Source organism: Micromonospora phytophila, assembly GCF_023656545.1.
GTDB classification, from domain to species: domain Bacteria; phylum Actinomycetota; class Actinomycetes; order Mycobacteriales; family Micromonosporaceae; genus Micromonospora; species Micromonospora phytophila.
Genome location: NZ_JAMOKF010000195.1, coordinates 1 through 10,464 on the forward strand (window position 1 = coordinate 1; position 10,464 = coordinate 10,464).

The 10,464-nt window shown below is 73.0% G+C and carries 10 protein-coding genes; 5 read left to right on the forward strand and 5 right to left on the reverse strand.

The features are described 5' to 3' along the window. Together NCC78_RS20755 and NCC78_RS20760 are read right to left on the reverse strand one after the other, a co-directional pair. Positions 1-312, reverse strand: a 312-nt coding sequence (locus NCC78_RS20755; protein ID WP_250796401.1) for a PhlB family protein, incomplete at its 3' end; no start/stop codon positions are given. 161 nt (positions 313-473) lie between these two features. Next, positions 474-1,901, reverse strand: a complete 1,428-nt coding sequence (locus NCC78_RS20760) for a UDP-glucose dehydrogenase family protein (RefSeq protein WP_250796402.1) — start codon at positions 1,899-1,901, stop codon at positions 474-476. A gap of 247 nt (positions 1,902-2,148) precedes the next feature. Here NCC78_RS20760 and NCC78_RS20765 point away from each other — a divergent pair, with 247 nt between their 5' ends. Beyond that, positions 2,149-3,312, forward strand: a complete 1,164-nt coding sequence (locus NCC78_RS20765; protein ID WP_250796404.1) for an acyl-CoA dehydrogenase family protein — start codon at positions 2,149-2,151, stop codon at positions 3,310-3,312. A 42-nt stretch (positions 3,313-3,354) separates the two neighbouring features. On the opposite strand, the gene NCC78_RS20770 is transcribed toward NCC78_RS20765, so the two are convergent. Further along, positions 3,355-4,008, reverse strand: coding sequence for a hypothetical protein (locus NCC78_RS20770; protein WP_250796406.1), 654 nt, complete (start codon positions 4,006-4,008; stop codon positions 3,355-3,357). A 23-nt stretch (positions 4,009-4,031) separates the two neighbouring features. Here NCC78_RS20770 and NCC78_RS20775 point away from each other — a divergent pair, with 23 nt between their 5' ends. Together NCC78_RS20775 and NCC78_RS20780 are read left to right on the forward strand one after the other, a co-directional pair. Further along, positions 4,032-4,550: an acyl-CoA thioesterase gene (locus NCC78_RS20775; RefSeq protein ID WP_250796407.1), complete on the forward strand. Its 519-nt coding sequence runs from the start codon at positions 4,032-4,034 to the stop codon at positions 4,548-4,550. Positions 4,551-4,702: 152 nt separating this feature from the next. Beyond that, positions 4,703-6,691 (forward strand): acetoacetate--CoA ligase, encoded by a 1,989-nt coding sequence (locus NCC78_RS20780; RefSeq protein ID WP_250796408.1) that lies wholly within the window; start codon positions 4,703-4,705, stop codon positions 6,689-6,691. A 146-nt stretch (positions 6,692-6,837) separates the two neighbouring features. Here the strand turns inward: NCC78_RS20780 and NCC78_RS20785 are convergent, their stop codons facing one another. Then, positions 6,838-7,518 carry a TIGR03089 family protein gene (locus tag NCC78_RS20785; protein ID WP_250796409.1) on the reverse strand — a complete coding sequence of 227 codons (681 nt, stop codon included), beginning with the start codon at positions 7,516-7,518 and terminating at the stop codon, positions 6,838-6,840. Positions 7,519-7,669: 151 nt separating this feature from the next. Here NCC78_RS20785 and NCC78_RS20790 point away from each other — a divergent pair, with 151 nt between their 5' ends. Together NCC78_RS20790 and NCC78_RS20795 are read left to right on the forward strand one after the other, a co-directional pair. Then, a complete protein-coding gene (locus NCC78_RS20790; protein WP_250796410.1) occupies positions 7,670-8,815 on the forward strand; it encodes a glycosyltransferase family 4 protein in 1,146 nt (381 codons plus the stop codon). A gap of 61 nt (positions 8,816-8,876) precedes the next feature. Beyond that, positions 8,877-9,968 carry a mannose-1-phosphate guanylyltransferase gene (locus NCC78_RS20795; protein WP_250796411.1) on the forward strand — a complete coding sequence of 364 codons (1,092 nt, stop codon included), beginning with the start codon at positions 8,877-8,879 and terminating at the stop codon, positions 9,966-9,968. On the opposite strand, the gene NCC78_RS20800 is transcribed toward NCC78_RS20795, so the two are convergent. Then, the coding region (locus NCC78_RS20800; protein ID WP_250796412.1) for an NUDIX hydrolase at positions 9,937-10,464 on the reverse strand (528 nt) is incomplete at its 5' end. The genes NCC78_RS20795 and NCC78_RS20800 overlap by 32 nt on opposite strands.

Consider the following 10,464-nt stretch of genomic DNA (forward strand, 5'->3'; position numbering starts at 1 on the left):
GGCGCCGGTGGCGGCCGTCGGCGGGCGGCGGCCGGGCCGGCGGCGCAACACCCGACGGGGCCGGGTGGCCTGCTTGATCCGTTCCTCGCCGGCGTGCGCGAGGATGTCCCGCTGGAAGAGCGCGGCCTGCATCTTCGCCGCGATCTGCCGCTGCTCGCTGGCGATGGCCGCCTCGCGGGCCTTCATCTCCGCGATGGAGCGCTCGATCTCCGCCAGGTGCTCGACCCACTGCGGCTGGTCGGCGCCGCAGTGCGGGCAGTGGACGGCCGGCTTGATCTCCCGGCCGCACGAGGAGCACTGAAAGGTCGCCACGACACCCCTCCACCCGCACTGTGGACTCCCACTGTCGCAGCATGCCCAAAGCTGGCGCGGATTTCGACAGTTGTCGGCGGGTCCGGGGCAAAGATCGGCGGCGTACGCGAAAACGGCCGGCCGCGGAGCGTGCTCCGCGACCGGCCGTCAGGCGTCGAGCGTCAGGGGCGGCCCATGCCGCGGTACTCCCAGCCGGCCTGGGTCCACAGTGCCGAGTCGAGGCAGTTGCGGCCGTCGACCACCTTGCGGCCGGCGACCAGCTCGCCGAGGGCGACCGGGTCGGCGTTGCGGAAGTCGGCCCACTCGGTGAGTACGCAGACCAGGTCGGCGCCGGTCACCGCCTCGTTGATGCCGGGCTCGTAGGTCAGCTCGGGGACCGCCCGGCGGGCGTTCTCGGTGCCCTGCGGGTCGTACACGTGCACGTCCGCGCCGGCCTTCTCCAGCAGCGCGGCGACGGCGAGCGCCGGGGCGTCGCGTACGTCGTCGGTGTTGGGCTTGAAGGTGGCACCGAGCACGGCGACTCGGGTGCCGGAGAGGTCCGGGCCGGCGGGCCCGGAGCGGCGGCCGAGCAGCTCGGCGGCGAGCTGGAGCACCCGGGTGCGGCGGCGCAGGTTGATCAGGTCGACCTCGTGCAGGAAGCGCAGCGCCTCACCGGCGCCCAGCTCCTGCGCGCGGGCCTGGAAGGCGCGGATGTCCTTGGGCAGGCAGGCGCCGCCGAAGCCGAGGCCGGCCTGGAGGAACCGGTTGCCGATGCGGGGGTCGTAGCCGATCGCCCGGGCCAGCTGGGTGACGTCGCCGCCGGAGGCCTCGCAGACCTCGGCCATCGCGTTGATGAAGGAGATCTTGGTGGCGAGGAAGGCGTTCGCGGCGACCTTGACCAGCTCGGCGGTGGCGAAGTCGGTGACCACCAGGGGCACCTCGCGGTCCTCGGTGGCGGCCAGGTCGAAGACGCCCTTGTGGGCGGCGTAGAGCATGCCGTTGGCCCACTCGCTCTTGACGCCGACGACGATCCGGTTGGGACGCAGCACGTCGTCGACGGCGAAGCCCTCCTGGAGGAACTCGGGGCTCCACGCCACCTCGACGCCCAGGTCCGCCGGGGTGTGCTTGCTGACCAGCTGCTCCACCCACTCGGCGGTGCCGACCGGCACGGTGGACTTGCCGACGATCAGCGCCTTGCGGGTCAGCTGCTGGGCGAGGGTGGTGACCGACGCCTCGACGTACGACAGGTCGGCGCCCATGCCGTCCGCGCGCTGCGGCGTGCCGACGCAGATGAAGTGCACGTCACCGAAGTCGGCGGTCTCGGCGATGTCGGTGCTGAACCGGAGCCGGCCGGCGGCCAGGTTGCGCTTGAGCAGCTCGTCCAGGCCGGGCTCGTGGATCGGCACCTCGCCGGCGTTGAGCATGGCGATCTTGTCGGCGTCGACGTCGTAGCCGAGTACCTCGTAGCCGAGTTCGGCGTAGCAGATGGCGTACGTCGCACCGAGGTAGCCGGTGCCCAGGAAAGTCACCCGCGGCCGCTGTGAGCCCGAGGGAGGGGACACTGCGGCGATGGCGGGCACCGGCTGGGTGTTCGGGTACGGGATCGTCACGCCTGTCTTCTCCGCTCGCGCTGGCGTCGCGTCGTCGCGTCGCATTCTGCTGCGGCGCCTGGCCGGGCACCGGACCGACTCTATGCCTGTCTCTTCCAACGTCGCCGCGTGGCGTCGGTGCTCCGTCTCGTCCGAGCCTACGCGGCGGTAACATCACCTGAACTGGTCGCTATCCTTCAGTCTGCGCGGTCGGCGGTCAGGAGACGCCACAGACTGCGCATGATAGCGGTGAAGGGGAGGGGCCGACATGGCCGCAGAGCAGTCGTTCGACGTCTACCGGTTGCCCGAGGAGCACGAGGCGATCCGGGAAGCGGTCCGTGAGGTCTGTGCGGCCAAGGTGGCCCCGCACGCCGCGGAGGCGGATGAGACCGGTGAGTTCCCGAAGGCGTCGTACGACGCGCTGCGGGCCGCCGACTTCCACGCCCCGCACATCCCGGTGGAGTACGGCGGCGCGGGCGCGGACGCCCTGGCCACGGCCATCGTGATCGAGGAGGTGGCGCGGGCCTGTGCCTCGTCGTCGCTGATCCCGGCGGTCAACAAGCTCGGCACCATGCCGGTGCTGCTGGCCGGCTCCGAGGAGCTGAAGCGCCGCTACCTGACCCAGGTGGCGTCCGGCGACGCGATGTTCTCGTACTGCCTCTCCGAGCCGGAGGCGGGCAGCGACGCGGCCTCGATGACCACCCGCGCGGTGCGTGACGGCGATCACTGGGTGCTCAACGGCGTGAAGCGGTGGATCACCAACGCCGGGGTGTCGGAGTTCTACACCGTCTTCGCGGTGACCGACCCGGCTGCCCGCTCCCGGGGCATCTCCGCGTTCGTGGTGGAGAAGTCGGACTCGGGGGTCAGCTTCGGGGCGCCGGAGAAGAAGCTGGGCATCAAGGGCTCGCCGACCCGCGAGGTCTACCTGGACAACGTCCGGATCCCGGCGGACCGCATGATCGGCGCGGAGGGCACCGGCTTCGCCACGGCCATGCAGACCCTGGACCACACCCGGGTGACCATCGCCGCGCAGGCCGTCGGAATCGCGCAGGGCGCGTTGGACTACGCCAAGGGCTACATCCAGGAGCGCAAGCAGTTCGGCAAGGCGGTCGCTGAGTTCCAGGGCATCCAGTTCATGCTCGCCGACATGGGCATGAAGCTGGAGGCGGCCCGGCAGCTGACGTACGCGGCGGCCGGCAAGTCGGAGCGCGGCGACGCCGACCTGACCTACTTCGGCGCGGCGGCGAAGTGTTTCGCCTCGGACGCCGCCATGGAGATCACCACCGACGCGGTGCAGCTGCTCGGCGGTTACGGCTACACGCGGGACTACCCGGTGGAGCGGATGATGCGGGACGCCAAGATCACCCAGATCTACGAGGGCACCAACCAGGTGCAGCGCATCGTCATGGCGCGCCAGCTGCTCAAGGGCTGAGCGGGGTCGGGGGCGGGCCGGTTTCCCGGCCCGCCCGGTTGCTCAACGGATTTCGGTGTCCTCCGGCCGGCTGCCGCCGCGCGGCGGCGCCGACCACGGTGACTCGCCGCTGGCGCGGCGGGGTAGCGGCTCGGTCGGTGTCGGGTCCGGGTAGCCGAGGTTGGGCGGGGTGCTGTCCCGCTCGGCCGAACCGGCCGGTGGCCAGTCGGTGAGCGTGAAGTCGTTCCGCTCAGGCCCGTCCGCCGAGGTCAGCTCCGCCTCGGCTGAGGGTTCCGGCCACCGGCGCCAACGCTGTCCGCTGACGATGGCCATCAGCAGCAGCGCCCCGATGAGGAACAGCGTGCCGTTCTCCACCGGCAGGCCCAGCGGCAGCGGGTCGCCGAACACCTTCCAGTCGTCGGGGATGCGGTCCCGCACCGCGAACGGCGCGACGAACATCCCCACGTACGGGGCGGCGAGCAGCAGCCCGGCCACCAGCGGGCCGAACGGTGAGACGCGCAACGTGCCGAGCAGGCCGAGCAGGATCCCGCCCACGGCGAGGTAGACGGCCGGCTCGATGAGGTTGGCCGAGTTGTACTTTCCGATCTCCACCCAACGGTCGACGGTGCGGACCGAACCGTCCTGCCCGAGGGTGACCAGCACCCAGGTGACGGGCGCCACCACCAGACCGGCGAGGAAGCTCCAGAGATGTCGCATCCGCGCACCGTACCGTTTCCGACATGACCGAGCACCCCTCCACCGCGCCGGCCGGCAAGCCGACCTCGTACTCCCGGGTCACCCTGAGTCGGATCATGACCGCCGTCGACGTCAACCTCTACGGCACCGTGCACGGCGGCGTGCTGATGAAGTTCGTCGACGACGTGGCGGGGGCCGCGGCGGCCCGGCACAGCGGCGGCACGGCGGTCACCGCGGCGATCGACGAGATCGTCTTCTCCGAGGCGGTCCGGGTCGGTGACCTGGTGCACGCGCACGCCCAGGTGAACTGGACCGGGCAGACCTCGATGGAGGTGGGGGTCCGGGTGGTGGCCGAGCGCTGGGACTCGGCGGAGGACGAGCCGGTCCGGGTGGCCACCGCGTACCTCGTCTTCGTCGGCGTCGACGTCGGCGGCGCGCCGCGGGCCGTGCGGCCGGTGCTGCCGGAGACCCCCGACGACGAGCGCCGGTTCCGGGAGGCGGAGATCCGCCGCGCCCACCGCCTGGCCCGGCGGCGGGCCATCCAGGCGCACCGGGCCGGCTGAGCACGCCTCCTACACTCCTCGCCGACCCGGCATGTGGACCGGCCACGCCCCCTCACCGGCACCCGGTGCGGAGAATGGCGCTTCAGGGTAGGGCAAGATGGCGCCACGGCCCATGCACAGTGTCGTGCCAGGGACTCAGGGAGGGTGGAGCAGTGGGTGACGTGCTGTGGACGCCGCCGGCGGACGTACGCGAGCGGTCCCGGATCGGCAGCTACCTGCGCTGGCTGCGGGAGCACCGGGGGCTGGACTTCGCCGATTACGACGAGCTGTGGCGCTGGTCGGTCACCGACCTGGACGCGTTCTGGCGGTCGGTCTGGGACCACTTCGCGGTGGTCGCGCACACCCCGCCGACGGCCACGCTGGCCGACCGGGGGATGCCCGGCGCCCGCTGGTTCCCGGGCGCCACGCTCAACTACGCCGAGAACGTGCTGCGGATGCCCGGCCGCGCCGACGGCGACCCGGTGGTGATCGCGCACGGGCAGACCCGGCCGCCGGTCACCGTCACCGCCGCGCAGCTGCGCGAGCAGGTCCGCCGGGTCGCCGCCGGGCTGCGCCGCCTCGGCGTCACCGCCGGTGACCGGGTGGCCGCGTACGCGCCGAACATCCCCGAGACGTACGTGCTGCTGCTCGCCACGAGCAGCCTCGGCGCGGTCTTCTCCTCCTGCGCCCCGGAGTTCGGCACCCGCAGCGTCACCGACCGTTGGCAGCAGATCGAGCCGAAGGTCCTGGTCGCGGTGGACGGCTACCGCTACGGCGACAAGCCCGTCGACCGTCGTGGCGAGGTGGCCGCCATCCGGGCCGCGCTGCCGTCGCTGGAGCACACCGTCTCGATCGGCTACCTCGACCCGGCCGGCCCGCCGCCGCAGGGCGCGCTGACCTGGGCCGAGCTGGCGGCGGAGACCGACGAGGCTCTCACCTTCACCCCGGTCGCCTTCGACCACCCGCTCTACGTGCTCTACTCCTCCGGCACCACCGGGCTGCCCAAGCCGATCGTGCACGGGCACGGGGGCATCCTGCTGGAGCACCTGAAGATGCTCGCCCTGCACCACGACCTCGGTCCCGCCGACCGGTTCTTCTGGTTCACCACCACCGGCTGGATGATGTGGAACTTCCTGGTCTCCGCGCCGGCGGTGGGCGCGACGATCGTGCTCTTCGACGGCAACCCGGGCCACCCCGACCTGGGCGCGCTGTGGCGGCTGGCTGAGGAGACCGGCACGACGTACTTCGGCACCTCGGCGCCGTTCCTGCTGGCCTGCCGCAAGGCCGGTCTGGTGCCGAAGGAGATCGCCGACCTCTCGGCGCTGCGTGGGGTCGGCTCCACCGGCGCGCCGCTGCCCGCCGAGGGCTTCACCTGGGTGTACGAGACGGTCGGCGACGGCCTCCAGCTCCAGTCCCTCTCCGGCGGCACGGACGTCTGCACCGGATTTGTCGGCGGGGTGCCGCTGCTGGCGGTGCACGCCGGGGAGATCACCTGCCGGGCGCTCGGCGCGAAGGTGGAGGCCCGCTCCGCCGACGGCTCCCCGGTCATCGGCGAGCTGGGCGAGCTGGTGATCACCGAGCCGATGCCGAGCATGCCGGTGGCCTTCTGGAACGACCCGGACGGCGCCCGCTACCGGGAGGCGTACTTCGACGTCTACCCGGGCGTCTGGCGGCACGGCGACTGGATCACCATCAACGACCGGGGCGGCTGCGTGATCACCGGCCGCTCCGACGCCACCCTCAACCGGGGCGGGGTCCGGCTGGGCACCGCCGAGTTCTACTCGGTCGTCGAGGGGTTGGACGAGGTGGTCGACTCGGTGGTGGTGCACCTGGAGGACGACGAGGGCGGCGCCGGGGAGCTGCTGCTCTTCGTGGTGCTGGCCGAGGGGCTGGAGCTGGACGACGCGCTGCGGAAGAAGATCTGCCGCGAGCTGCGTACCGCCCTGTCGCCGCGGCACGTCCCCGACGAGATCCACCAGGTCCGCGCCGTCCCCCGCACCCTGTCGGCGAAGAAGCTCGAGGTGCCGGTCAAGAAGATCCTCACCGGCACCCCGGTGGACAGCGCGGCCGCCAAGGGCGCCCTCGCCAACCCCGAGTCCCTGACCGCCTTCGCCGCCTTCGCGCAGCGTCGCTCCACCGAGGACGAGCCCACCCCCGCCTGACCCCCACCGCCCCGCCCCCCGCCCCCCGGCCGCGCCGATCATGCAGTTGTGGTGCCCCGCAAAAGGGGCGAACCCGCAGCGGTCGCCCACCACAAGTCCATGATCGACGCTGGCGGGGCGAAACGGGCAGGGTGGGGTGGGGTGGGTCAGGTGAGGGTGTGGGTGGCCTTTTCCGTGGCGATTCTGGGGTCGAGGCGGGCGGGGTCGAGGTTGGCGCAGAGGACGATGGTGGCGCCGGCGGTCAGCGGGGCCAGCAGCCAGTCGACCGGGTCGGGGTGGCGCGCCGCGTCGACCAGGACGCGGGCGCCGGGGGCGATGCCCAGCTCGCCCGCGCGTCGCCGCGCCCGCGCCACCAGATCCTTCCCGCCGGAGGCGTACGGGGTGAAGTGGTCGCCGTGAGCGCGGACCTCCGACACGTAGTCGGCGAAGCCGGGCGGCACCTGCCGCATCGGCAGGGCGAACGGGTCCAGTGCCAGGACGTACCGCTCGCCGGCCGACCAGGCGTCCGCCTCGGCCACCCGCGCGGCGGCGGCGAAGAGCACGTCCACGTCGCCCGGCGTGTCGGCCACCACCAGCCCGGCCGACCAGCAGCCGAGCAGCACCGCGGCGGTCTGCCAGTGCGGCGGCAGGAGCAGCGCGGCGGTGTCGCCGGGGCCGAGGGCCACCTCGTCGGCGAGCAGGTTGGCCGTCTTGGCCACCCAGTTCGCCAGCGTCGCGCCGGAAAGTTCGGTCCGCTCGCCGGTCGCGTCGTCGTACCAGGTCAGCAGCGGTCGGGTCGGGTCGGTCGCGATCGCGTCGGCGAAGACCCGGGCAATGTTCTCGGCCATCGGCGCGAACGATACGCCTACACCACCCGTACTCGATGACAACGACAAGTCGGCGTACCGTCGGGTCGCAGTCAGCGTCCGCCCCGGGCTCCGGCGTAGGCTTGCCCGGAGTGTTGTTCCCCACAGACCCGCCAGTTCAAGGAGTCGCCCCGTGACCGCCGGTCGCCCGCCCCGCGTGCTCATCGACGCCACGAGTGTCCCCGCCGACCGTGGCGGCGTCGGTCGATACGTCGACGGCCTGCTCGGCGCCCTCGGCAAGGTGTGCGGGTCGGGGGTGGAGCTGGCCGTGGTCAGCCTCCGCACCGACCTGGAGCGCTACACCCGGATGCTGCCCGGCGCGGAGATCATCCCCGCCCCGGCCGCCGTCGCCCACCGTCCCGCCCGGCTCGCCTGGGAGCAGACCGGCCTGCCGCTGCTCGCCCAGCAGGTCGGCGCGCAGGTGCTGCACTCGCCCTTCTACACCTGCCCGCTGCGCGCCGGCTGCCCGGTGACGGTGACCGTGCACGACGCGACGTTCTTCACCGAGCCGGAGCACTACGACAAGTCCCGGCGGACGTTCTTCCGCAGCGCGATCAAGACGTCGCTGCGCCGCGCCGACCGGGTCATCGTGCCGAGCAAGGCCACCCGCGACGAGCTGATCCGGCTGCTCGACGCCGATCCGACCCGGATCGACGTCGCCTACCACGGGGTCGACCACGCCGCCTTCCACGCTCCCGGCGAGGAGGAGAAGGCCCGGGTGCGGGCCCGGCTGGGGCTCGGCGGCACCAGCTACATCGCCTTCCTCGGCGCCAAGGAGCCGCGCAAGAACGTCCCGAACCTGATCCGCGGCTGGGCCCGGGCGGTGGCGGACCGGGAGAACCCGCCGGCCCTGGTGATCGCCGGCGGTCAGGGGCACGACGACGACATCGACCGCGCGGTGGCCGAGGTCCCGTCGCACCTGCGGCTGCTGCGCCCCGGCTACCTGCGCTACGCCGACCTGCCCGGCTTCCTCGGCGGGGCGCTGGTCGCCGCCTACCCGTCCTACGGGGAGGGCTTCGGCCTGCCGATCCTGGAGGCGATGGCGTGCGCCGCCCCGGTGCTCACCACGCCCCGGCTCTCGCTGCCCGAGGTGGGCGGCGACGCGGTCGCCTACACCAGTGAGGACGCCGGCCAGATCGCCACCGACCTGGCCGCCCTACTCGACGACGAGCAGCGGCGGTTGTCCCTGGCCAAGGCCGGTTTCGACCGGGCCAAGGAGTTCACCTGGGAGTCCAGCGCCGAGGTGCACATCGCGGCGTGGACCCGGGCCCGCGCGTGAGCCGCGCGGCCGTCCCGGTGACGGTGCGTGCCCCTCACGACCGGTCGGGCATGATGTGCGGGTGATTTACGCCGTCATCCCGGCGGGTGGCAGCGGCACGAGGTTGTGGCCGCTGTCCCGCGCCGGCCACCCCAAGTTCCTCCACCCGCTCACCGGCTCCGCCGCCTCGCTGCTCCAGGCGACCGTGGAGCGGCTGGGCCCGCTGGCCGCCCCCGAGCGCACCCTGGTGGTCACCGGGGCGGCCCACGTCGCGGCGGTGGCGCGTCAGCTGGCCGGGCTGCCGGAGGAAAACATCCTGGTCGAGCCCTCACCCCGGGACTCCTGCGCGGCGATCGCGCTGGCCGCGGCGGTGATCGCGCAGCGCGAGCCCGGCGCCGTGATGGGCTCCTTCGCCGCCGACCATCTGATCGGCGACCCGGAGCGCTGGCGGGAGGTCGTCCGGGAGGCGGTACGCGGCGCCGAGCAGGGCCTGCTGATGACCGTCGGGATCACCCCGACCCGGGCCGAGACCGGCTACGGCTACCTGCAGACCGGCGACCCGGTCGGCGACGGTCCGCTGCGTCCGGTCACCGAGTTCAAGGAGAAGCCGAGCGCCGAGGTGGCCGAGGCGTACCTGCGCTCGGGGCGCCACCTCTGGAACGCCAGCATGTTCGTCTGGCGGGTCGACGTCTTCCTCGCCGAGCTGGCCCGCCAGCAGCCCGCCCTGCACGCCGGGATCACCGCGATCGCCGCCGCGTGGGGGACCGGGGAGCAGGACGACGTGCTGGGCACCGTCTGGCCAACCCTGCCGAAGATCTCCGTCGACTACGCGGTGATGGAGGGCGCGGCGACCGCCGGCCGGGTGGCGACCGTGCCCGGCGACTTCGGCTGGAACGACGTCGGCGACTTCCACACCCTCGGCGAGGTGCTTCCAACCGACCCGGGCGGCAACGTGGTGCTCGGCGCCGACGCCAAGCCGGGCGTGCTGCTGCGCGACAGCAGCAACCTGGTGGTGGTGGCGCACTCCGGGCGGCTGGTGGCCACCGTCGGCGTGCACGACCTGATCATCGTCGACACCCCCGACGCGCTGCTGGTCTGCCCCCGGGACCGCGCGCAGGACGTCAAGAAGATCGTCGACGAGCTCAAGGAACGGGGCGAAGAGGGGCTCGTCTGAGCGCCGCCAGCGCCGGCGCCACCAGCTGCTCGGTGCCGCCGGCCAGCGGCTCCGGCAGCTGGTCCGGCGGAAACCAGCCCAACGCCTCGGACTCGTCGCTGACCTGCTCCGCCGCGCCGGGCGGGGCGAGGACGGCGAAGCGGACGTCGTGGTGCAGCGAGCCGCCCTGGCAGCTCACCGGATGGATGTCCACGTCGATGGGGACCGGGTCGATCCGCAGGCCGGCGATCCCGGACTCCTCGGTCGCCTCGCGCAGCGCGGCGTCGGCGAGCGTCCGGTCGCCCGGCTCGCAGTGCCCACCGAGCTGCACCCACTGCCGGAACTTGCCGTGCAGGCAGAGCAGCACCCGCGACCCGGTGGCGTCGAGCACCAGCACGCTCGCGGTGACGTGACCCGGTCGGTGCCCCCGGCTCATCGCCACCGGCCCGGCGGCCAGCAGCTCGAGGGTGCGGTCCCGGGCGGTCGCGGCGGCCGGGCTGGTCGGTGCCCAGCGGCG

What these genes read in the sequence shown, in the direction of transcription:
- NCC78_RS20765 (WP_250796404.1), top strand. Translation starts at nt 2,149, where the DNA reads ATGGCCGCAGAGCAGTCGTTCGACGTCTACCGGTTGCCCGAGGAGCAC.
- NCC78_RS20770 (WP_250796406.1), bottom strand. Translation starts at nt 4,008, where the DNA reads ATGCGACATCTCTGGAGCTTCCTCGCCGGTCTGGTGGTGGCGCCCGTC.
- NCC78_RS20775 (WP_250796407.1), top strand. Translation starts at nt 4,032, where the DNA reads ATGACCGAGCACCCCTCCACCGCGCCGGCCGGCAAGCCGACCTCGTAC.
- NCC78_RS20785 (WP_250796409.1), bottom strand. Translation starts at nt 7,518, where the DNA reads ATGGCCGAGAACATTGCCCGGGTCTTCGCCGACGCGATCGCGACCGAC.